Source organism: Roseomonas chloroacetimidivorans, from assembly GCF_049629625.1.
GTDB lineage: Bacteria > Pseudomonadota > Alphaproteobacteria > Acetobacterales > Acetobacteraceae > Roseomonas > Roseomonas chloroacetimidivorans.
The window spans coordinates 12,364-34,432 of record NZ_JBNBZS010000054.1 but is presented as its reverse complement, the minus strand read 5'-3'; the positions used below and the strand labels follow the sequence as shown (position 1 = coordinate 34,432).

Sequence of the window (22,069 nt, the reverse complement as noted above, 5' to 3'; positions counted from 1 at the left end):
CTCCCGCGCGTCCTAACCCCGCGCGGAGGTGGCTGATGGCCGAAGATGGTGTTCTGGACTGCCTGATCATCGGTGGCGGCCCCGCGGGGCTGACCGCCGCCCTTTACCTCGCCCGCTTCAATCGTCGCATCGTGCTGGTGGACGGCGGCGCCAGCCGCGCTGCCTGGATCCCCACGAGCCACAATTTCCCTGTCTTCTCCGAGGGCATCGGCGGTCCCGAGATGCTCGCCCGCCAACGGGAGAATCTGGCGCAATACGGGGTAACCCCCCTTCCCGCCCACGTCTCGGGCCTCATCCGCCAGCCCGGCTGCTTCGTCGCCACGCTGGAGGGCGGATCGAGCGTCCGCCAACTCCGTGCGCGCCGGGTACTGCTGGCGACGGGCTGCGTGGATATCGAACCCGAGTTGCCGAACCTACCCGATGCCGTCCGGCGCGGCCTGCTCCGCTACTGCCCGATCTGTGACGGCTACGAGGCCCGCGGACGTCGCGTGGCCATCTTCGGCCATGGAGCGCGCGGCCTGGGCGAGGCGGTCTTCGTCGCGCGCAGCTACACCAAGGACGTCACGCTCATCACCCTCGGCGAGACACTTTCGCCTGAGGACGACCAGCGCGCGCGCGAGCATGGCATCCGCGTGATCACCGCGCCGATCGAGACCTTGGAGGTGGAGGGCGACCGCATCAATGCGGTGCGTGCGGGGGGGCAGGAGCACCGGTTCGAGACGCTCTACTCCGCCCTTGGTCTGAAGGTCCGCTCTGACCTCGCCCTGGCGCTGGGTGCCGAACATGACGAGGTCGGCGCGCTGATCGTCGACGACCACAACCGCACAACCGTGCCTGGCCTCTACGCGGCAGGCGACGTGGTGCGCGGCCTCAACCAGATCGTGGTGGCGATGGGCCATGCCGCCATCGCCGCCACCGACATCCACAATCACTGCGAGCTGCCGACCGAGGACGAGCCGGGCGGCAACTCGCAAGGCTGATAAGATAGCCGGGCTGGATAGCGTTAGCCGTCCAGCTTCGCCTTCAGTACCTCATTCACCAGGGCCGGGTTGCCCTGTCCCTTCATGGCCTTCATCACCTGGCCCACGAACCAGCCGAACAGGGTTGGCTTGGCGCGGTACTGCTCGATCTTGTCCGGATTGGCGGCCAGGATTGCATCCACTGCGGCCTCGATGGCTCCGGTATCCGTCACCTGCCGAAGGCCGCGCTCCTCCACAATGGTCCCGGGCGGCTTGCCCGTCTCGGCCATCGCTTCCAGCACCTCCTTCGCCATCTTCCCGGACAGGGTTTTGTCCGCGATCAGGTCCAGCAACGCGCCGAGATGCCTGGCCGAGATCGGGCTGTCCTCGATGCCGCGCCCCATGCGGTTGAGGATGGCGAAGAAGTCACCCATCACCCAATTGGCCGCCAGCTTCGGATCGCGCCCGGCAGCCACCTCCTCGTAGAAGGCCGCTGTCTCCTTCTCCGCCACCAGAACGGAGGCGTCATAGGCGGAAAGACCGAACTCGTTCACGTAGCGGGTGCGGCGCGCATCTGGCAGTTCCGGCAGGCCGGCCTTCAGCTCCTCGATCCAGGCGGGATCGACCACCAGCGGCGGCAGGTCCGGATCGGGGAAGTAGCGGTAGTCATGCGCGTCCTCCTTGCTCCGCATGGAGCGGGTGACGCCGCGTGTGGTGTCGAAAAGCCGAGTCTCCTGGTCGACCGTGCCGCCGGACTCCCACACCTCGATCTGCCGCCGCGCCTCGGCCTCCACCGCCTGCATGACGAAGCGGATGGAATTGACGTTCTTCACCTCGCAGCGCGTGCGGAAGCCCTCACCCGCCTTGCGGACCGAAACATTCACGTCCGCGCGCAGCGAGCCCTGCTCCATGTTCCCGTCGCAGGTGCCGAGATAGCGCAGGATCTGCCGCAGCTTCGTCAGATAGGCGCCCGCCTCCTCCGGCGACCGCATGTCGGGCTCCGACACGATCTCCATCAGCGCCACGCCGGAACGGTTCAGGTCGATATAGGACTTGGTCGGGTGCTGATCATGCAGTGACTTGCCCGCATCCTGCTCCAGATGCAGCCGCGTGATGCCGATCTCCCGCGTGCTGCCATCGGACAGCTCGATGGTGATCTTGCCCTCGCCCACGATCGGGAACTGGTACTGGCTGATCTGATAGCCCTGCGGCAGGTCCGCGTAGAAATAGTTCTTCCGGTCGAAGCGCGACCAGGGATTCACCTGCGCGTTCAGCCCGAGCCCCGTGCGCACCGCCTGGGCCACGCATTCGCGGTTGATCACCGGCAGCATGCCGGGAAAGCCCGCATCCACGAAGCTCACCTGGCTGTTCGGCTCCGCGCCGAACTCGGTGGCGGCGCCGCTGAACAGCTTCGCCTTGCTGGTCACCTGGGCATGAACTTCCAGCCCGATCACCAGCTCCCAGGGGCCGGTCTCGCCCTCGATGGTGTAGCTCATGCGAAAGCCCTCACCTGCGGCAGCTTCGTCAGATTGGCAGCGTGCTCAATCGCCGCGCTCACGGCGAAAACGGTTTCCTCGTCAAACGCCTTGCCCAGCACCTGCAGCCCCAGCGGCAGGCTCTGGCGGTCATATCCCGCTGGCACCGTCATGCCGGGAATGCCCGCCAGATTGGCCGTCACGGTGAACACGTCATTCAGATACATTGCCACCGGATCATCCTGCTTCTCCCCGGCCGCGAAAGCGGCGGAGGGCGTCGCCGGCGTCACGATGGCATCCACCTTCGTGAAGGCCTCGTCGAAGTCGCGCTTGATCAGCGCCCGCACCTTCTGCGCCTTCAGGTAATAGGCATCGTAATAGCCGGCACTCAGCACATAGGTGCCGATCATGATGCGGCGCTTTACCTCGTCGCCGAAGCCGGCCGCGCGGGTGCGCTCATACAGGTCCTTCAGATCCTCGCCGTCCACGCGCGCGCCATAACGCACGCCGTCATAGCGGGCGAGGTTCGAGGAAGCCTCCGCCGGGGCCACAATGTAATAGGTCGGCAGCGCGTATTTCGTGTGCGGCAGGGAGATGTCGACGATCTCCGCACCCTCGGCGCGTAGCCAGTCCAGCCCTTGCTGCCACAGCGCCTCGATCTCCTCCGGCATTCCCTCCAGCCGGTACTCGCGCGGAACACCGATCCGCAGCCCCTTCACGCCCCGGGCGCAGGCAGCGGCGAAATCGGGCACGGGAAGATCTGCCGAAGTGCTGTCCTTCGGATCGTGGCCGGACATGCTCTCCAGCAGGAGCGCGCAATCCTCGACCGTGCGCGCCACGGGGCCCGGCGTATCGAGCGAGGAGGCGAAGGCCACCACGCCCCAGCGCGAGCAGCGCCCATAGGTCGGCTTGATACCCGCGATGCCGCAGAAGGCCGCGGGCTGGCGGATGGAGCCGCCCGTATCCGTCGCCGTCGCGCCCAATGCCAGACGCGCGGCCACCGCCGCCGCCGAACCACCGGAGGAGCCACCCGGCACCAGCGTGGTGCCGTCGTCATTCCCACGCTTCCAGGGATTCTCCACCGGCCCGTAGGCCGAGGTGGCGTTGGAGGAGCCCATGGCGAACTCATCCAGGTTCACCTTGCCCAGGAAGACCGCACCATCCCGCAGGAGATTGGACGTCACCGTGCTTTCATAGGGTGGGGTGAACTCGCCCAGGATGCGGCTGGCGGCCGTGGTCCGCACGCCCTGGGTGCAGAACAGGTCCTTGATCGCCAACGGGATGCCTTCAAGCTTCCCGGCAATGCCATCCGCCCGCCGCCTGTCAGAGGCACGGGCCGCCTCCAGGGCGCGCTCGGCTGTCACGGTGATGAAGGCATTCAGCCGCGGGTTCAGCGCCTGGATGGCCTCCAGATGGGCCTGAGTCAGCGCCTCCGAGGTGACGACGCCCTCAGCCAGCGCCTCCAGGGCGCCACGGATGGTAAAATCGGTAGGGTTCATCACTCAACAACCTTCGGAACGGCGAAGAACGCGCCGGCGCGGTCCGGGGCATTGGCGAGCACCGCCTCTGCCTGGCCGCCATCATTCACCACATCCTCGCGCATCGGCATCGCCGTGCCGCCAGCGCCGGAGAGCGGCTCAACACCGCTGGTGTCCACCGCCTGCAACTGCTCGATCCAGCCCAGGATGCCGTTCAGCTCCACTTGCAGGCGCTGATCCTCCCCCTCCTCCAGATGGAGCCGGGCGAGCGACGCGACGCGCCTCACGGTTTTCAAGTCGAGCGACATGGTCGGATGAACTTCCCCAAATTGGGCCGAATGGGGTCAGGAAGCCGCCCGCCCCCCCGAAGTCAAGGGCTGCGGTGGCCGGATCGGCGGCCGCACGGGCAGGCGGGCTCGTCGGATGGCCGCTCCGCGCCGCGGAAGCCAGCGGCTCGATCCGGAAGCGCTGGGTCCTTGCCCACGCAACCAGCCAAACGCTACCGCGGCTAGGCGCGCTACACCCCCGCCCTTCGCGCCGAGCATCCGCTACAAGGCTGCCGCATGCCCCTTCGTCCATCCTCGATCCCGTTCCTGACGTTCCTGCTTCTCGCCTCCTGCGCCGCCTGCCCGCCGGGGGAAGGCGACCGCCTGGTCCTCGCCGCGCAAGGCGCTCCGGCCTCTCTCGCCCTGCTCGGGCGCGAGGCGGGCCCCCTGCCCATCGTGCTCGCGCAAGCCAATGGGGCGGCCCTGCCCTTCGTGCTGGATACGGGGTCCAACCTCACCCTGCTCCGCCCGGGCGCCGCGGCGTCACTCGGCCTTCCGCCCGATCCCGGGCGCGCCACCTCCATCACGGGGGTCGGCGGCACCTCGCGCCTCCCCAACGCTCTGCTGCGACACTTCCAGTTTGGCGGCCGTGCCTTTGAGAACCTCTCCTTGCCCGTGGCACCGGGCGGAGAGGATTCGGGGCGCCTGGCCGGCATCATCGGCGCCGACCTGCTTCGCCATGGCGCCCTGGAGCTGGACCTGCCTGCCGGACGCGTGGTGCTGCACGATTCGCGGGCCTGCATGGCCGCCCCGCCACCCTGGCCGGTTGTACAGGAGGAGCTTCCCGTGGAAGTGACCCCCGAGGGGCTGGTCATCCTCACCCTCCGGATCAACGGCCGCCCCGCGCGCGCCTTGCTGGACACGGGGGCGGCGCGGAGCGTGCTGCGGCAGGACCGCATAGCCGATTTCGGTATTCCGGCAGCGGCGCTGAGGGCCCCGGCTGCCGGCACGATCTACGGCACCGGTGCCGAAACCGCGGCCTTCCACATCCGTGAGGGGATTACCCTTCAACTCGGCGAGCGCGACCGGGTCACACTGCCCATTGTCATCGCGCCCCTGCCGCCCTCCCTTCCGGTGGATCTGGCCTTGGGCCTGGATGTGCTAGGCCACCGCCGGCTCTGGCTCTCCTATGCCGGAGGGCGGCTTTATGTCGCGCCTTCCTCCCCCTCCCCCGCCAGGCCCTGACCAACTATGCCCGTCACGCCACTTCCGGCCCTCCGTGCCGCCCTTCCCCGCCATGCCCGCCTGATCGGGTTGGACCCCGGCAGCAAGACCGTCGGCATCGCCCTCTCCGATGTCCTGCTGATGCTCGCCTCTCCCTATGCGGCCCTCCCCCGCGGCAAGCTGGCGCCCACCGCCGCCGCGATCCGTCGCATTGCCGATAAGGAGGGGGCTGGCGGCCTGGTCTGTGGCCTGCCACTAGGCATGGACGGCTCCTTCGGGCCTGCCGCCCAAGCCGCGAAGGACTGGGCCATGGCCGTTTCGGATGCGACAGGCCTGCCAGTGGCACTGTGGGACGAACGCCTCTCCTCCTCCGCCGTGAACCGGATGATGATCGAGGCCGATATGAGCCGCGCGAAGCGCGCCAAGGCCGTGGACGCCGCCGCGGCCGCCTACATGCTCCAGGCCGCACTGGACGCCACGCGCCCCTGATCCGCCGAGTTCGCCATACCCCTGAGGTATGACAAGCGGCAGCGACCGGCATTGGACACCATGGCAACCCCAGCGCATCCAGGATGCCCCCCGTGCACCCGAGATGACGAGGCAGGACCGATGCTGACCCCGCAGGGCGCCCTGGCCGATCTTCCCGGCCCCGAAGCCGGCGCGGCGCCGAGGCCGCCGAGCTGCGCGGCCCTGTTCCTGGGCTTTCTGACCCTGGGTCTGACGGGCTTCGGCGGCGTCCTGCCCCTGGCCCGGCGCATGATTGTCGAGGAGCGGCGCTGGCTGACACCGGAGAGCTTCACGGAGCTGCTTGGCCTCTGCCAGTTCCTGCCGGGCGGCAACATCATCAACCTCTCCGTCGCCATCGGATTGGAGTTCCGGGGTGTGGCCGGGGCCGTTTCCGCCCTGATGGGGCTGATTGCCGGCCCGACGGCGGTCGTGATCGGCCTCGGCGTCCTCTATGACCGCTTCCGCGACACTCCCACTCTCCAGCACATCTTCGCAGGACTGGCCGCTGCGGCGGCCGGGTTGCTGGTCGCCACCGCGCTGAAGATGCTGGCCCCACTGCGCCGCAAGCCCATGGCGCTTGCCATCGTTGCCCTCTGCTTCCTCGCCATCGCCGTGCTGCGCCTGCCACTGCTACCGAGCATGGCCGTGCTTGCCCCGCTCAGCATCCTCGCCGTGTGGTGGGCCGGCCGATGAGCACGCTCCTCGCCCTGGCGCTGATCTTCACCGAACTTTCTTTGCTCGCCTTCGGCGGGGGCAACACCATTCTGCCGGAAATGCAGCGCCAGGTCGTGCAGGTGCATGGCTGGATGTCAGCGCAGGATTTCAGCGCCCTCTTCGCACTGGCTCAGGCTGCGCCGGGGCCGAACATGATGGTGGTGCCGCTGGTCGGCTGGCATGTGGCGGGCTGGAGCGGGGTGCTGGTTTCGTCCCTGGCGAAATTCGGCCCCTCCTCGCTGCTGACCGGCATCGTTCTCGGCCTCTGGAAGCGCTTCAAGGACCGCCCCTGGCGCTGCGTGATCCAGGCCGGGCTGGTGCCCATGACAGTGGGACTGGTCTGCTCCAGCGCCGCCCTGATTGCCGAAGCGACGAGCACGCACTGGCTGCTCGTCGCCATCACCGCCGCCGGGGCTGGGCTGATGCTCGCCACTCGGCTGCACCCGCTCTGGATCCTGGCGGGGGGTGCAGTGGCAGGGTTGGCGCTGTCCTGAAGTCCCGCGCCCCGCTCTGTCAGGGGCTTCGTTCCATGTATCGCGCCGCGTCGTCGTAGCGCCGCAATATGGCGTCCAGGGCCGGATCGGAAGTCGCCGCGAAGCCCTGCGCCCGCCAGAACTCTTCCGTTCCCGCGATCGCCACCAGGGCCATGGGCAGCCCGCCCGCCAGCGCCGCAAGCCGCTGGATCGCAACCCGTCCGGCACCGGCGCCCCGCGCGGCCGGCAGCAGTGCCAGATCGTGCAGGTAAAAGACCTCCGGCACGGGCGGCAGCGCCCCCAGCAGCACATCCAGCGCCGGCGGATGGCGACGATACCAGGGGTGGGCCATCGCATAGCCCGCCGCCGCCCCGCCGGATTCCAGCATCAGACAGCCCGCGGGAAAGAGCGCCAGCCGCTCCGCAAAGACCGCTTCCGACTCGGGGTAGTCAGGATGCACGGCCGCCGCGATGGCCAAAACCGCCCGCAGATCGCCCAGCGCCATGGGCCGCCAAGCCCAGCCCTTTTCCCCCAAGCCCGCCTCCCCTACACAGCCAGGGGCCGCAAACCCGCCGGCCCTCGCCCGTCCTTCCGCCCGAGGCCCCATGCCCCTCTACCCGCACCGGCACCTCCTCGCGCTTCAAGGACTGGAACCACCCTATATCGCGGAACTGCTAGACTTGGCGGAGAGCTACGCCCTGCTGAACCGCAGCGGGAAGACGCAGCGCGACGTGCTCCGCGGCCAGACCCTGATCAACCTCTTCTTCGAGGACAGCACACGCACCCGCACCAGCTTCGAGCTGGCCGGCAAGCGCCTGGGGGCTGACGTGATCAACATGTCCGTCTCCACCTCCTCGGTGAACAAGGGGGAGACGCTGCTGGACACGGCCGCCACGCTGAACGCGATGAAGACGGACCTGCTGGTGATCCGCCACGCCCAGTCGGGCGCCCCGGCACTCCTTTCCCAGAAGGTCGATGCCGGGGTCATCAATGCCGGCGACGGCACGCATGAGCATCCCACCCAGGCCTTGCTCGACGCCCTCACCATCCGCCGCCACAAGGGCTCCCTCGATAACCTCACGGTAGCCATCTGCGGCGACGTGCTGCATAGCCGCGTTGCCCGCAGCAACATCCACCTGCTGCTGGCCATGAACTGCCGCGTCCGCGTCGTCGGCCCACCCACGCTGATCCCCTCCGAGATCGAGGAACTGGGCGTCGAGGTCTTTCACGACATGAGGGCCGGGCTGAATGACGCCGACGTCGTGATGATGCTACGCCTGCAGAAGGAGCGCATGCAGGGCGGGCTCGTTCCCTCCGCCCGCGAGTTCTTCCGCTTTTACGGACTAGACGCCGCGAAGCTGCGCCACGCCAAGCCCGATGCCATCGTCATGCATCCCGGCCCGATGAACCGCGGTGTGGAGATCGACAGCGCCGTCGCCGACGATCCAACGCGCAGCGTGATCGGCGAGCAGGTGGAAATGGGCGTCGCGGTCCGCATGGCCGTGCTCGACATCCTCTCCCAGAATCAGCGGCGCAACACCCGATGAGCCTTGTCCTCAACAACGCCCGCCTGGTCTGCCCGGAGACCGGGCGCGACTCCCCGGGCAGCCTGCTCGTCGAGAATGGCCGGATCGCCGCTCTGGATGTCACGAGCGCGCCCCAGGGCGCGACGGTGGTGGACTGCGGTGGCGCCATTCTTGCCCCCGGCCTGATCGACCTGCGCGCCTCGCTCGGCGAGCCCGGCCACGAGCACCGTGAGACCATCGAATCCGCGGCGGAGGCGGCGGCGGCTGGCGGCATCACCACCCTCTGCGCCCTGCCGGACAGCGACCCGGCCCTGGACGACCCGGCCCTGCTGCAATTCATCCTCCGCAAGGGCGAGATGACGGGCAGCCTGACCATCCTCCCCTACGGCGCCGCCACGCGCGGCTGCGCGGGCAAGGAAATGACGGAGTTCGGCCTTCTGCGCGAAGCCGGCGCCATCGCCTTCACCGACGGCACCCGGGCCATCGGAGATGCGCGCACCATGCGCCTGGCCCTCTCCTATGCCCGCGCCTTCGGCAGCTTCGTGGTGCAGCACCCCGAGGAACCTTCCCTCACCCGCGGCGCCGCGGCCACGGAAGGCGAGATGGCCACCCGCATGGGCCTTCCCGCGGCCCCCGCCGCCGCCGAGGCGATGATGGTCGCGCGCGACATCGCCCTGGCCCGCCTCACCCGGGGCCATGTCCATTTCGCCCATGTCTCCACTGGTGCCGCGCTCGACCTGATCCGCGCTGCCAAGGCGGAGGGGCTGCGTGTCACCTGCGACACCGCACCGCCCTATTTCGACCTGAACGAGACGGCGATCGGCGATTTCCGCACCTATGCCAAGCTCTCCCCGCCCCTGAGGCGGGAGTCGGACCGGCGCGCCGTGGTCGCGGCGCTCGCCGATGGCACGATCGACGCGGTCGCCTCCGACCACCAGCCGCGTGACGCCGACGATAAGCGCGTGCCCTTCGCCCAGGCCGAGGCCGGTGGCGCCGGGCTGGCCACTCTGCTGGGCGTCACCCTCGCCCGCGTCCATGCCGGCGACGTGACGCTGATGCGCGCCCTGGAACTGCTCACCGCCGGCCCGGCAAGGCTCCTCGGCCTGGAAGCCGGCCGCCTCGCCCCTGGCGCCCCGGCGGACCTCGTCCTGTTCAATCCCGACCGGGGCTGGAAAGTCGAGGCCGGGAAGCTGCCGGGCAAGGCTCAGAACTCGCCCTTCGACGGGCGGGCGCTGGAAGGCCGCGTCCTCGGCACCTGGAAGGCCGGGAGGCGGGTCTTCGGATGAACACCGCCCTCGCCCTCATCCTCGGGCTGCTGCTCGGCTCGATTCCCTTCGGCCTGCTCCTCACCCGCGCCGCCGGGCTGGGGGATATCCGCGCGATCGGCTCCGGCAATATCGGCGCGACCAATGTCCTGCGAACCGGCAACAAGAAGCTGGCCGCGGCCACCTTGCTCCTGGATTTTCTCAAGGGCGCCGTCGCCGTCTGGCTCGCCGCTCGGCTGATTGGCCCAGAAACGGCGGGAATCGCAGCTATCGGCGCGGTGCTCGGCCACTGCCATCCGCCCTGGCTGGCCTTCCGGGGTGGCAAGGGCGTTGCTACGGCCCTGGGCGTCTTCCTGGCCCTGGCCTGGCCTGTCTTCGTCGCCGCGGGGCTGACCTGGCTCGCCATGGCCAAGATTTCCAAGATCTCCTCCGCCAGCGCCCTGACGGGCATGGCGGTCGCCGCCCTGGTCGCCTTCCTCTGGGGTGGCTGGGCCCTCTTCTGGCCGGTGGCGCTGATCGTGATCTACGTCTTCATCCGACACCACGCGAATATCCGGCGCCTCCTGGCGGGGACCGAGCCGCGGATCGGCCAGGGCAAATAGTGAGCCCGGCCGACTCCCTCGCCCGCCTGCGGCTGGCGCGCACGGATGGGGTCGGCCCGCAGCATTTCGGCCGCCTGATGGCTCGGCACGGGGACGCCGCAGGTGCTCTTCGGGCCATCGCCGCCGATTCGACCCGCCGCTTCACCCCGGCCGAAGCGGGCGAGGTAGAGCGGGAACACGACACCGTCCTGGCCATGGGGGGAAGCTGGATTCATCTGGGCCAGCCAGACTACCCACCCCTGCTGGCGGCGCTGGACGACGCCCCCCCGGTCCTGGCCGCCATCGGCAACACTGCCCTCCTGCCCAGCCGCCAGGTCGCCATCGTGGGCGCCCGCAACGCCTCGGCCGGTGGGCGCCGCATTGCCGAGGACATGGCCGAGGCCCTTGCGGAGGCTGGGGTCACCATCACCTCCGGCCTCGCCCGCGGCATCGATGCTGCCGCCCATACCGGCGGGCTCCGCTCGGGCCGGACCATCGCCGTGATCCCCGGTGGGCTGGACATCGCCTATCCGCCCGAGAATCGGGAGCTCCAGGACCGCATTGCGGAGCACGGCCTGCTCCTGGCCGAGGCCCCGCTCGGCACCGCCCCCCTCGCCCGGCATTTCCCTCGCCGGAACCGCATCGTGGCCGGCCTCTCCCTGGGCATCGTGGTGGTGGAGGCCGCGCCACGCTCCGGCACCCTCATCACCGCCCGGCTGGGGGCAGAGGCCGGGCGGGAAATTTATGCGGTCCCCGGCAGCCCGCTGGACCCGCGCTGCCAGGGCTCGAATGACCTCCTGCGGCACGGCGCCCATTTCTGCGAACGGGCTTCTGACGTGTTGGAATCCCTGCCGGCCACGGCCGAGCCCATGCCCCTCTTTGCCCCGCGCCCCTCGCGCGCGCCTGTGCGCGAGCCCGCGCACGCGCGCATGACGTGCGAGGAATCAAGCACTTCCGACCTGCTGACCCTGATCGGGCCGACACCCGTCGCGGTTGACGAGGTGCTCCGTCGCTGCCACCTGTCGGCCCCAAATGCCCGTGCCGCGCTCCTGGAGCTGGAACTGGTGGGTTTGATCGAGGCGCTGCCCGGAAACCGTGTCGTGCGGACCGGCATTCAGCGCGCAGAGGAATTGGAGGGCTAGCAGCCCCGGCATGACAGACGTCGTCGTCGTCGAATCGCCCGCCAAGGCGAAGACCATCAACAAGTACCTGGGCTCCGGCTACACGGTCCTGGCCTCCTTCGGCCATGTGCGCGACCTCCCCGCCAAGGACGGCTCCGTCCGCCCGGAAGAGGACTTCGCCATGGACTGGTCCTCGGAGGACCGGGGCGAGAAGCAGGTGCGCGAGATCGCCCAGGCCTTGAAGGCCGGCCATGCCAAGCGCCTCTATCTCGCCACCGACCCGGACCGGGAGGGCGAGGCCATCTCCTGGCATGTCCGGGAGATGCTGGAGAGCAAGCGTGCCCTGAAGGGTGTCGAGGTTCACCGGATCACCTTCAACGAGATCACCAAGCGCGCCATCCAGCACGCGATCGAGCACCCGCGCGATCTGGACGTGCCGCTGATCGACGCCTACCTGGCCCGCCGCGCGCTGGACTACCTCGTCGGCTTCACCCTCTCTCCCGTGCTGTGGCGCAAGCTCCCGGGCAGCCGCTCGGCAGGACGCGTGCAGTCCGTGGCACTCCGCCTGATCACCGACCGCGAGGCGGAAATCGAGGTCTTCAAGCCCCGCGAGTACTGGACGGTCGAAGCCGCCTTCCGCACCCCGACTGGCGCACCCTTTACGGCGCGGCTGACTCATCTGGAAGGCAAGAAGCTCGACCAGTTCGACCTTCCCAACGAAGCCGCGGCGCATCACGCGAAGATGCTGGTGGAGGGCGGCAGCTACACCGTCTCCTCCGTCGAGAAGAAGCGCGTCCGCCGTAACCCGCCGCCGCCCTTCACCACCTCCACCCTCCAGCAGGAGAGCAGCCGTAAGCTTGGCTTCGGTGCCCAGGCCACGATGCGCCTGGCCCAGCAGCTCTATGAGGGCGTGGATATCGGCGGCGAGACGGTCGGGCTGATCACCTATATGCGGACGGACGGCGTCCAGATGGCGCGCGAGGCCATCATGGGCATCCGCGACCATGTGCAGTCCGCCTTCGGCCAGGATTACCTGCCCGCCGCGCCGCGCGAATACGTGTCCAAGGCGAAGAATGCCCAGGAGGCCCACGAGGCCATCCGCCCGACGGATGTGACCCGCACGCCGCAGGAGGTGGCCCGCTACCTGAACCCGGACCAGCGCCGCCTCTACGACCTGATCTGGAAGCGCGCCGTCGCCAGCCAGATGCAGTCGGCCGAAATGGACCAGACCGCGGTGGATATCGAGGACGCGGCCGGCAAGACCCGCCTGCGCGCCACCGGCCAGGTCATCGCCTTCGACGGTTACCTGAAGCTCTATCGCGAGGATACCGATGACGGCCGCCAGGAGGCGGATGACGACAGCAAGACCCTGCCGCCGCTGCATGAGGGCGAGGCCCCGAAGCGCGGCGAGGTCACTGCCAGCCAGCACTTCACCCAGCCACCGCCCCGCTACACCGAAGCCTCGCTGGTAAAGAAGCTGGAGGAGCTCGGCATCGGCCGCCCCTCCACCTACGCCTCCATCCTGCAGACTCTGCAGGACCGCGATTACGTGCGACTGGAACAGCGCCGCTTCGTGCCGGAGGATCGCGGCCGCCTCGTCACCGCCTTCCTCATCTCCTTCTTCGAGCGCTACGTGGACACGAATTTCACGGCGGCGATGGAGGAGAAGCTCGACGACATCTCCGGCGGCCGGGCCGACTGGCGCCAGGTGATGCATGAGTTCTGGGACCAGTTCCGGGCGGCGGTGGACGCAACCAAGGACCTCAAGATCAGCGACGTCATCGATGCGCTGGATGAGGATCTCGGCCCGCATTTCTTCCCGGCAAAGGAGGACGGCGCCGATCCGCGCGGCTGCCCGGTCTGCCAGGCCGAGCATCGCACTGGCGGCCGGCTGGGCCTGCGTCTCGGCCGCACGGGCGCCTTCATCGGCTGCTCCAACTACCCGGAATGCCGCTACACCCGTCCCCTCGCCGTTCCGGTCGAGGGCGAGGACGCGTCGAATGACGGCCCGCGCACCTTGGGCACCGATCCCGACACTGGTCAGGAGGTCTCGCTCCGCCGGGGTCCCTATGGCCTCTATGTCCAGCTTGGCGAGCCCGGCACCGACGAGAAGGGCAAGGCGACCAAGCCACGCCGCGCCTCGCTGCCACGCGGCATGGATCCGGACACGCTGACGCTGGAGCGGGCGCTGGCGCTGCTGAACATGCCCCGCGTTATCGGTCTGCACCCGGAAACCGGCGAGGAGATCACGGCCAATCTCGGCCGCTTCGGCCCCTATTTGAAGATGGGCGCCCTGTCGCAAAGCCTCACGCCCGGCGACGACGTGCTCTCTATGGGCATGAACCGGGCCATGGAGCTGCTGGCCAATGCCAAGCCGCGCGGCATCACCCTGGGCAACCATCCCGGGGATGGCGCCCCGGTAGAAGTGAAACGCGGACGTTTCGGACCCTTCGCCCAGCACGGCAACCTGGTCGCCTCGTTGCCTCGCGGCGTGCAGATGGAGGACTTCACCCTCGACCAGGCCGTCGCGCTGCTGGCGGAGAAGGGGAAGGTCCTGCCGCCGAAGAAGGGCGCGGCCGGCCGGAAGACGACGGCGAAGAAGGCTGCCACCGCCCCGGCCGCCGAGGCAGCGCCCACCAAGGCCGCGCCACGGGCGACGGCGGCGAAGCCGAAAGCCGCCGCGAAGAAGGCTCCCGCCAAGAAGGCGGCCGCTGCGACGAAGCCCGCCGCTCGCGCGAAGCGGCCGGCCTGACTTGGCCGGGCGCCCCCCGCGCAGGATCGGTCGCGGCGGGCCCGGCTCGGCGGACAGCGGGCCGCGCCCGGTTCCCCGCCCCGCTGCCGGGGAGCCGCTAAATCCCCTGCCCAGCCGGGAGGAGCTGCGCGCCTTCCTGCGCAACGCCACCGGCCGGGTGGGCAAGACGGAGATCGCCCGGCATTTCGGCCTTTCCGCCGACCAGCGTCCGGCCCTTCGCGCCCTGATGGCTGCGCTCAAGGAAGAGGGCAGCATTGCCCCCGTGGGCCGCCGCACGATCCGCCACAGCGCCAATCTGCCGGACATGGCGGCGCTGGAGGTCTTCGGCACCGATCCTGATGGCGAGCCGATGGCCCGCCCGATCACCTGGGAGGGTGAGGACAGGCCCGTCGTCTATATGCGCCCGGAACGCCCGGGCCAGCCGGCCCTGGCGCCAGGCGACCGCGTGCTGGCACGCATCAGCCGGATCGGTGGCAACAAATATGAGGGCCGCACCTTCAAGCGGATCGGCAACAGCTCACCTTCCCGCATCCTCGGCATCTACACCAACGGCACGGTCGAGCCTGTGGACCGCCGTTCCCGCGCCGTCTGGACGATTCCCGCCGGCCAGGAGAACGGCGCCGAGGAAGGCGAGCTGGTCCAGGCCGAGCCCATCCCCGGCGGCAGCCGCGAGCGTTTCATGGGCCCCAAGCCTGCCCGCATCGTGGAGCGGCTGGGGCGCATGGACGATCCGCGCGGGGTCTCGCGTCTCTGCATCGCCGCCCATGGCATTCCCGACGAATCCCCGGAGGAGGTGGTCCAGGCCGCCGAGCGGGCGAAGGCCGTGCCACTGGGCACGCGCGACGACCTGCGCGAGGTGCCGCTGGTTACCATCGACGGCGAGGACGCCCGCGATTTCGACGACGCCGTTTTCGCCGAGCCCGATGGTGACGGCTGGCGCATCATCGTGGCGATCGCGGATGTCGCACATTACGTCCGCCCGAACGCCCCGCTGGATCGCGAGGCCAGCAAGCGCGGCAACTCCGTCTATTTCCCCGACCGCGTCGTGCCGATGCTGCCCGAAGCTCTCTCCAACGGGTGGTGCAGCCTGAAGCCGAATGAGGACCGGGGCTGCCTCTATGTCGAGATGCGCTTCGACCGGGAGGGCACGAAGACCAGCCACCGTTTCGGCCGCGGCCTCATGCGCTCAGCCGCGCGCCTGACTTATGAGAAGGTGCAGGCAGCGCGCGAGGCCGGCGAGGATGCGGGGTTGGAGAAGGGCCATATCGCCCGCCTCTACGGCGCCTTCGAGGCCCTGCTGGCGGCGCGGCTGAGGCGCGGTACGCTGGATCTCGACATCCCCGAGCGGCGCGTGATCCTCGACCCGCAAGGCAAGGTCCTCTCCGTCGCGCCGCGCCCTCGCCACGACAGCCACAGGCTGATCGAGGAGTTCATGGTGGCCGCCAATGTCTGCGCGGCGGAGGAGCTGGAGCGCCTGCACCAACCCTGCATGTACCGGATCCATGACCGCCCCTCGGACGAGAAGATGGAGACGCTGCGCGCCTTCCTCGGCGGATTCGGAATCAGCCTTCCGCCCTCGAATCTGGTGAAGCCGCGCGACTTCGCCCACATCCTCGACAAGATGAAAGACGCGCCGGAGTCGCGGCTGATCAGCGAGACGATCCTGCGCGGTCAGTCGCAGGCGGAATACAATCCGGAGAATATCGGCCATTTCGGCCTCGCCCTGCCCCGCTACGCCCATTTCACCAGCCCGATTCGCCGCTATGCCGACCTGCTGGTCCATCGCGCGCTGATTCGCGGGCTGAAACTCGGCGATGACGGTCTTGCGGAAGCGGAAGCGGCTGCGATGCCCGATATCGGCGAGCACATCACCAAGACCGAGCGACGCGCCGCGCTGGCCGAGCGTGACGCGGTGGACCGCTACCTCGCCGCTTTCATGGCTGATCGCGTCGGTGTGCATTTCCCGGCGCGTGTTTCGGGCGTGACACGCTTCGGCCTCTTCGTGACACTGGAAGAGAACGGCGCCAACGGAATCGTTCCGATGAGCGCCCTCCCGGACGACCAATGGTTTCACGAGGACGCGGCGATGCGCCTGATCGGCCGCCGCACGGGACTGACCTTCACGCTCGGCCAGGAGGTCGAGGTGCGCCTGGCCGAGGCCGTGCCGCGCACGGGCAGCCTGACCTTCGACCTCATGCAGGGCGACCCGCGCGCGTCGGAGCCGCAGGCGGTACGCAAGGGGCCGCCGCGCGGGCGGCAGAAGATCACGGAGCGCAAGCCGAAGCCTGGCCAGCACAGCGGCGCGACGCGGCGGCGCTGATCGCCCGGCGCCGCTTCGGCTGGCTCGGCCTCTGGCATCGCCCCCTGGGGCTGATTGCCCTGACCGTGCTGCTTCTCGTCTCGCCCGCGCGTGCCCAGGACATGGCGCCCACGCTGCGGGCGGCCTTCGGTGCGATCGCCGAGCGGCATCTGGAGGTAACGGATCCCGTTCTGGTTGGCCTCTGGGCGCTGCGGGGGCTGGAGGCGATCGACCCCTATGTCTCCGCCGCGCGGCGTGGCCCCTCGCTGGTGCTCGCCCTTTCGGACCGTGTGCTGGCCGAAAGACCGACGGGAAACAGCCCGGATTCGGTCGGCGATGCCGTCGCTGCCCTTTACGCCGAGGCGGAGCGGCAATCCCCGGCGCTGCGCCGCGCGGGCCAGGAGGCGATGCTCCAGGCGGGCTTCGATGAGGTGTTCAATCACCTCGACCCCTACAGCCGCTACACGAGCCCGGATGAGGCGCGGCACGGCCGGGAGCGCCGGCTGGGCGCGGAGGATCTCGGCCTGACGCTGGTCAAGGCGGGACGGCGCTCCGTGGCTGTGGGCGAGGTGGCGCCGGATGGGGCGGCGGCCCTCGCCGGGCTTCGGCCAGGCGACCGGCTGCTGGCCGCCGATGGCATCATCATCAGCTCGGAGGATCTGGGCGAGGCCCTCTCGGCGCTGGAGGGGCCGCCGGGCAGCAGTCTCCTGCTGACCGTGCAGCGTGGGCGTCGGCGCCTGGACCTGCTCCTGACACGCCGGGCCTCACCCCGCCTCTCGGTCTCGGCCGAAACCCGGGATGGCATGCTCTGGCTTCGTGTGCCGCTTTTCTCGGCGGCCACCCCGGTGCAGCTCGACCGGGCGCTGCGCGAGACGCCGGCCAGCGCAGCACCGCTGGGCGTGGTGCTGGACCTCCGGGGCAATCGGGGCGGGCTGCTTCAGCAGGCGATCCAGGTCGCTGATTCCTTTATCAGCTCCGGCATCCTGGTCATGACGGATGGGCGTCACCCGGCTTCGCGGCGCGTCTTCAACGCCTCGGGACCGGATTTCGCCCAGGGCCGCCCGCTGATCGTTCTGGTCGACGGCCGTACCGCTTCTGCCGCCGAGGTGGTCGCGGCGGCGATCGGAGATCGCGGGCGCGGGTTGGTCGTGGGCAGCAGCACCATGGGCAAAGGGCTGATCCAGGTTCTCGTTCCCCTGCCCAACGGCGCGGAGTTGGCGCTTTCATGGTCGCGTATCCTGGCCCCACGCGGCTGGCCGCTGCAGATGCTGGGCGTGCTACCCGCGATCTGCACCAGCAAGGGGGAGGAAGAGACCGCGCGGAACCTGGCCACGCTGGGCACGCCGGACAGTCCGATGGCCGTGCCCCTCGCCCGCGCCCGCGCCGCCCGGGCGCCGGTTCCGATCAGCGAGATCGCCGCCCTCCGGGGTGCCTGCCCCCCTTCGGAAGGCCGGGATTCGGATTTGGCTACCGCCCGCGCCGTGCTGGAACGGCCGGAACTCTATCAGGCTGCGCTGGCCCGCTGAGCCTTTCCGCTTGACGTCCGCGGGATGGCCGCTAGGTTGCGGCCCCTTCGCGAACCGGCCCTGGCCGGCGATCGCCCCTGTGGAATCGAGTCATGGCCAAGTCGAACACCATCCAGATCCGTCTCGTCAGCTCCGCCGACACCGGCTACTTCTACGTGACGAAGAAGAACACGCGTAATGCGACCGGGAAGATGGAAAAGAAGAAGTACGACCCGGTGGCGCGCAAGCACGTCGTCTTCCGCGAGGCGAAGATCAAGTAATCCCCGGGCGGGCCTCTCGCCCGCCCCAGCGATTGCCACAGGGGGCCTGGAATCCATCGGATTCCAGGCCTTTAGGCATGCGAGCTAGGCCGCCTCTGCCTTCAGCACCATCCGCCCCGTCACCTTGCCGCTGCGCAGCCGCTCCAGCACCGCATTGGCCTCCGGCATCGGCGCCGTGGTCACGGGCAGTGCGGCCAGCTTCCCCGCCTTGGCCAGCGCCATGACGGAGCGCAGGTCGTGCAAGGAGCCGACATAGGAGCCCTGTAGCGTGAGGGCCCGGATGGCCATGAGCGGCAGGGGCAGGGTTACCTCGCCCCCGAACAGCCCGACCTGCACGAGCACCCCGCCCTTGCCCAGCGCGTCGAAGGCGAAGCGCGCGGTGGCGCTGCCATTCACCAGGTCAATCACCGCCAGGACAGGTCCGCCGCAGGCCTTCACGATAGCCCCGGTCACGTCGCCCTCCGCCAGCACCGTGTCCGTGGCGCCTGCCGCCTTCGCGGCTTCCAGCTTCTCCGCCGAGACATCCACGGAGACGATCCGCTGGTGGCCCAGGGCGCGCAGCATGTGAACGGCGTTCAGGCCAAGCCCCCCTGCCCCCACCAGCACCACCGGCCGGTCGGGCGGCAGCTTGCCGAGCTTCTTGATCGCCGCGTGCACGGTGATGCCGGAGCAGGCATAGGTCGCCGCTACGGCCGGATCGATGCCGTCCAGCGGCACGAGGTAGCGCGCATCCGGCACCAGCACATGCGTGGCGTAACCGCCATTGCGGTAGATGCCGAGGGTGCGCGCGGCGTTGGGACACATGTTGTCCTCCTCCGCCGCGCAACGCTCGCATTTCCCGCAGCCGATCCAGGGGAAGACGACCTTCATCTCCCCGGTTGCCACGCCTTTCGCCTCTGGCCCCATGGCCGCGACGCGCCCGACGATCTCATGTCCCATGGCCAGCGGCAGGACGACGCCGCGGTCCTGAAGGGAAAGCCGCCCGCGACTGCCCAGATCGTAGCCGCCCTCCCAGATATGCAGGTCGGAATGGCAGACGCCGCAATGTGTCACCTCGACCAGCACCTCGGCGCCTTTCGGCTCCGGCGTCGGCCAGTCCAGGGCCTGCAAAGGCTGTCCCGTCTCTACCACCGCCCAGGCACGCATGCCGCTCCTCCTTCTGATCCTTGTCCGGGGATGGCACACCCCCGGGAGGGCAGGGTCAAGCGGGCAGCCCTGGCGCGCGCCACCGGATGGGGGTAGTGGCGCCTTCACAAGATCGGAGGACCAACGCCATGGATCGTCGTGCCCTTCTCGGCCGGGCCGGGCAAGCCGCAACCCTGGCTGCCGGCACCGCAGGCCTCGCCGCCCCTGCCATCGCGCAGACCGCGCAACCGACCCTGCGCTGGCGCCTGACCTCCTCCTATCCACGCTCGCTCGATGCGATCTATGGCGCGGGTGAGGTCTTCTCGCGCGTGGTCTCCGAGCTGACCGACGGCCGCTTCGAGATCCGCGTCTTTGCCGCCGGCGAGATCGCGCCGCCATTGCAGGCCCTGGATGCCGTGCAGTCCGGCAGTGTCGAGTGCTGCCACACGACCAGCTTCCTCTACACCGGCAAGAACGACGCCTTCGCCTTCGCCACCGGCCTGCCCTTCGGCCTCAACACGCGCCAGCAGAATGCCTGGATGTATGAGGGCGGCGGCATCGACCTGCTGAATGAGATGCACCGCAAGTTCAACGTCTATGGCATGCCGCTTGGCACCACGGGCGCGCAGATGGGTGGCTGGTTCCGCAAGGCGCTCGGCCCGGCCTCGGACCTGAACGGGCTGAAGATGCGGATCGGCGGCCTTGCCGGGCAGGTCCTGTCCCGACTCGGCGGCGTGCCGCAGCAGCTCGGCGCGGGCGACCTCTACCCGGGGCTGGAGCGCGGCACGATCGATGCCGCCGAATGGCTCGGCCCCTATGACGACGAGAAGCTCGGCTTCGTCCGCGTCGCCCCATTCTATCACTACCCCGCTTGGTGGGAGGGTGCGGCCAACACCTATTTCTACGTTAACCTCGACCAGTGGAACGCCCTGCCGAAGTCTTACCAGGCCGCGATCCGCGCCGGCTGCGCCGAGGCGACGCACTGGATGGTCGCGCGCTACGACATCCGCAATCCCGACGCCCTGCGCCGCCTCGTCGCTCAGGGCGCGAAGCTCACCCCCTTCTCCCGCGACATGCTGGACACCTGCCTGCGGACCTGGATGGAGCTGGAGAAGGAGCTGGTCGCGAAGAACCCGGACTTCGCGAAGATCCATGAGAGCTGGTCGAAGCACCGCGACGACATGCGGATCTGGTTCCGCGTGTCGGAGCTGCCTTTCGACAACTACGTCGCCCAGGCTTCCGCGCGCCGCTGATCGCCGGGGTCGACCAGCGGGGGGCGGATGCGGCATGAAGGCGCCTGGTCCCGCGGGGCATGCCCGCGGGGCCGGACCAGCGTCAGGACGACCCCGCCATGCCCCGCATTCTCCGCCTCGCCGCGGCCCAGATGGGCCCCAACCAGCGCGCCGATAGCCGCGAGGCCATCCTCGCCCGGATGATCAAGCTTCTGGAGGAGGCAGCTGGCCAGGGCGCGAAGCTCGTCGTCTTCCCGGAACTGGCCTTCACCACCTTCTTCCCGCGCTGGCTGCTCGAGGGCGCGGAGCTGGATGCCTATTACGAGCGGTCCATGCCTAACCCGCGGGTCCAGCCCCTCTTCGACCGCGCGCGGGAGCTCGGGGTGGGCTTCTATGTCGGCTATGCGGAGCTGACCGAGGACGGACGCCGCTTCAACAGTGCCATCACCACCAATCCGGACGGCACGATCCTGGCGAAGTACCGCAAGGTCCACCTCCCCGGCTCCGTCGAGCCGCGCCCGGGCGACCGTTTCCAGCAGTTGGAGAAGCGGTATTTCGAGTATGGCGATCTCGGCTTCCCCGCCTTCCGGGGGCCGGCCGAATGGAACGCGCCAATCATGGGGATGCTGGTCTGCAACGACCGCCGCTGGCCGGAAGCCTGGCGCGTCTATGCCCTGCAGGGGATGGAGCTGATGGTGGTCGGCTACAACTCCGCCGCCTATGACCCGAATGGCGGCAGCACGGAGAATGAGGAAATCCGCACCTTCCATTCGATCCTGGCCGCTCAGTCCAACGCCTATATGAACGCCACCTGGGCCGTCAGCGTGGCCAAGGCTGGAAATGAGGACGGGTCGGGCCTCATCGGCGGCTCGGTCATCGTTGATCCAAACGGGGTGATTGTTGCTCAGGCGAAGACCCTGGGCGATGAGGTGCTGGTCGCCGATTGCGATCTCGATCTCTGCCGGCAGGGCAAGGAGAAGATGTTCAACTTCGCTGCCCATCGGCGGCCTGAGCATTACCGCCGGATCGTCGAGCAGGTCGGCGCCGAGCCGCCGGCCTGAGAAAGGTCGCCGGGCGGAACCGCCGGGAAGCGCGGATCCGCTTTTTGCGACAGGACCGGGGCATCCGAACCAGCGGGATGCTCCGGCAGCGCTTCGTCGGGTTGGCTGATCCGGCAGGGGCCGTGGCGGCCTGGGCTGCGTGACCTCCTCCAGCCCTTACCGAGGTTTCCGTTTCCGGCCAAGGTCATCCGGCATGCGGTCTGATTGTATTGTCCCCCGCTCCTG

At 69.1% G+C, this 22,069-nt stretch carries 20 protein-coding genes; 15 read left to right on the top strand and 5 right to left on the bottom strand.

What is annotated here, in order from left to right; genetic code table 11:
• Positions 1 to 35: 35 nt before the first annotated feature.
• Positions 36 to 980, top strand: a complete 945-nt coding sequence (locus ACO1BU_RS26595) for an NAD(P)/FAD-dependent oxidoreductase (RefSeq protein WP_424138996.1) — start codon at positions 36 to 38, stop codon at positions 978 to 980.
• A gap of 23 nt (positions 981 to 1,003) precedes the next feature.
• Here ACO1BU_RS26595 and gatB read toward each other — a convergent pair whose 3' ends face one another.
• Genes gatB through gatC form a run of 3 tightly spaced genes read right to left on the bottom strand, consistent with a single transcriptional unit; the run spans position 1,004 to position 4,220 of the window.
• Entirely contained in the window at positions 1,004 to 2,455 is a 1,452-nt protein-coding gene (gene gatB, locus ACO1BU_RS26590; RefSeq protein WP_424138995.1) for an Asp-tRNA(Asn)/Glu-tRNA(Gln) amidotransferase subunit GatB, read from the bottom strand.
• Positions 2,452 to 3,933 carry an Asp-tRNA(Asn)/Glu-tRNA(Gln) amidotransferase subunit GatA gene (gene gatA, locus ACO1BU_RS26585; protein ID WP_424138994.1) on the bottom strand — a complete coding sequence of 494 codons (1,482 nt, stop codon included), beginning with the start codon at positions 3,931 to 3,933 and terminating at the stop codon, positions 2,452 to 2,454. Before gatA ends, gatB begins: the two co-directional genes overlap by 4 nt.
• A complete protein-coding gene (gene gatC, locus ACO1BU_RS26580; protein ID WP_424138993.1) occupies positions 3,933 to 4,220 on the bottom strand; it encodes an Asp-tRNA(Asn)/Glu-tRNA(Gln) amidotransferase subunit GatC in 288 nt (95 codons plus the stop codon). The genes gatA and gatC overlap by 1 nt, the downstream gene beginning before the upstream one ends.
• A gap of 255 nt (positions 4,221 to 4,475) precedes the next feature.
• Here gatC and ACO1BU_RS26575 point away from each other — a divergent pair, with 255 nt between their 5' ends.
• The 4 genes from ACO1BU_RS26575 (at position 4,476) to ACO1BU_RS26560 (ending at position 7,117) form a co-directional block, all read left to right on the top strand.
• Positions 4,476 to 5,423 (top strand): aspartyl protease family protein, encoded by a 948-nt coding sequence (locus tag ACO1BU_RS26575; RefSeq protein ID WP_424138992.1) that lies wholly within the window; start codon positions 4,476 to 4,478, stop codon positions 5,421 to 5,423.
• A gap of 6 nt (positions 5,424 to 5,429) precedes the next feature.
• Positions 5,430 to 5,891, top strand: coding sequence for a Holliday junction resolvase RuvX (gene ruvX / locus ACO1BU_RS26570; RefSeq protein ID WP_424138991.1), 462 nt, complete (start codon positions 5,430 to 5,432; stop codon positions 5,889 to 5,891).
• A 120-nt stretch (positions 5,892 to 6,011) separates the two neighbouring features.
• Positions 6,012 to 6,602, top strand: coding sequence for a chromate transporter (locus ACO1BU_RS26565; RefSeq protein ID WP_424138990.1), 591 nt, complete (start codon positions 6,012 to 6,014; stop codon positions 6,600 to 6,602).
• Positions 6,599 to 7,117 (top strand): chromate transporter, encoded by a 519-nt coding sequence (locus ACO1BU_RS26560; protein WP_424138989.1) that lies wholly within the window; start codon positions 6,599 to 6,601, stop codon positions 7,115 to 7,117. Before ACO1BU_RS26565 ends, ACO1BU_RS26560 begins: the two co-directional genes overlap by 4 nt.
• Before the next feature lie 19 nt (positions 7,118 to 7,136).
• Here ACO1BU_RS26560 and ACO1BU_RS26555 read toward each other — a convergent pair whose 3' ends face one another.
• Complete coding sequence (locus tag ACO1BU_RS26555; RefSeq protein WP_424138988.1) at positions 7,137 to 7,631, bottom strand: GNAT family N-acetyltransferase; 495 nt, start codon at positions 7,629 to 7,631, stop codon at positions 7,137 to 7,139.
• Positions 7,632 to 7,701: 70 nt separating this feature from the next.
• On the opposite strand from ACO1BU_RS26555, the gene ACO1BU_RS26550 reads away from it, so the two are divergent.
• The 8 genes from ACO1BU_RS26550 (at position 7,702) to rpmG (ending at position 18,426) form a co-directional block, all read left to right on the top strand.
• Positions 7,702 to 8,643 carry an aspartate carbamoyltransferase catalytic subunit gene (locus tag ACO1BU_RS26550; protein WP_424138987.1) on the top strand — a complete coding sequence of 314 codons (942 nt, stop codon included), beginning with the start codon at positions 7,702 to 7,704 and terminating at the stop codon, positions 8,641 to 8,643.
• Positions 8,640 to 9,908, top strand: coding sequence for a dihydroorotase (locus ACO1BU_RS26545; protein WP_424138986.1), 1,269 nt, complete (start codon positions 8,640 to 8,642; stop codon positions 9,906 to 9,908). The genes ACO1BU_RS26550 and ACO1BU_RS26545 overlap by 4 nt, the downstream gene beginning before the upstream one ends.
• Positions 9,905 to 10,489, top strand: a complete 585-nt coding sequence (plsY, locus tag ACO1BU_RS26540) for a glycerol-3-phosphate 1-O-acyltransferase PlsY (protein WP_424138985.1) — start codon at positions 9,905 to 9,907, stop codon at positions 10,487 to 10,489. The genes ACO1BU_RS26545 and plsY overlap by 4 nt, the downstream gene beginning before the upstream one ends.
• A complete protein-coding gene (dprA, locus tag ACO1BU_RS26535) occupies positions 10,489 to 11,610 on the top strand; it encodes a DNA-processing protein DprA (RefSeq protein WP_424138984.1) in 1,122 nt (373 codons plus the stop codon). The genes plsY and dprA overlap by 1 nt, the downstream gene beginning before the upstream one ends.
• Before the next feature lie 10 nt (positions 11,611 to 11,620).
• Positions 11,621 to 14,341, top strand: a complete 2,721-nt coding sequence (topA, locus tag ACO1BU_RS26530) for a type I DNA topoisomerase (protein ID WP_424138983.1) — start codon at positions 11,621 to 11,623, stop codon at positions 14,339 to 14,341.
• A gap of 1 nt (position 14,342) precedes the next feature.
• Entirely contained in the window at positions 14,343 to 16,661 is a 2,319-nt protein-coding gene (gene rnr / locus ACO1BU_RS26525) for a ribonuclease R (protein ID WP_424138982.1), read from the top strand.
• Between the two features lie 65 nt (positions 16,662 to 16,726).
• Positions 16,727 to 18,166, top strand: coding sequence for a S41 family peptidase (locus tag ACO1BU_RS26520; protein WP_424138981.1), 1,440 nt, complete (start codon positions 16,727 to 16,729; stop codon positions 18,164 to 18,166).
• A 92-nt stretch (positions 18,167 to 18,258) separates the two neighbouring features.
• Positions 18,259 to 18,426, top strand: coding sequence for a 50S ribosomal protein L33 (rpmG, locus tag ACO1BU_RS26515; RefSeq protein WP_073134866.1), 168 nt, complete (start codon positions 18,259 to 18,261; stop codon positions 18,424 to 18,426).
• 84 nt (positions 18,427 to 18,510) lie between these two features.
• Here rpmG and ACO1BU_RS26510 read toward each other — a convergent pair whose 3' ends face one another.
• On the bottom strand, positions 18,511 to 19,572 hold the full coding sequence (locus tag ACO1BU_RS26510; protein ID WP_424138980.1) for an alcohol dehydrogenase: 1,062 nt from the start codon (positions 19,570 to 19,572) through the stop codon (positions 18,511 to 18,513).
• A 128-nt stretch (positions 19,573 to 19,700) separates the two neighbouring features.
• Here ACO1BU_RS26510 and ACO1BU_RS26505 point away from each other — a divergent pair, with 128 nt between their 5' ends.
• Positions 19,701 to 20,804, top strand: coding sequence for a TRAP transporter substrate-binding protein (locus ACO1BU_RS26505; protein WP_424138979.1), 1,104 nt, complete (start codon positions 19,701 to 19,703; stop codon positions 20,802 to 20,804).
• A gap of 98 nt (positions 20,805 to 20,902) precedes the next feature.
• The gene (locus ACO1BU_RS26500) at positions 20,903 to 21,844 is read left to right on the top strand and encodes an N-carbamoyl-D-amino-acid hydrolase (protein ID WP_424138978.1); all 942 of its coding nucleotides are present in this window, start codon (positions 20,903 to 20,905) and stop codon (positions 21,842 to 21,844) included.
• The last annotated feature ends 225 nt before the right edge of the window (positions 21,845 to 22,069 follow it).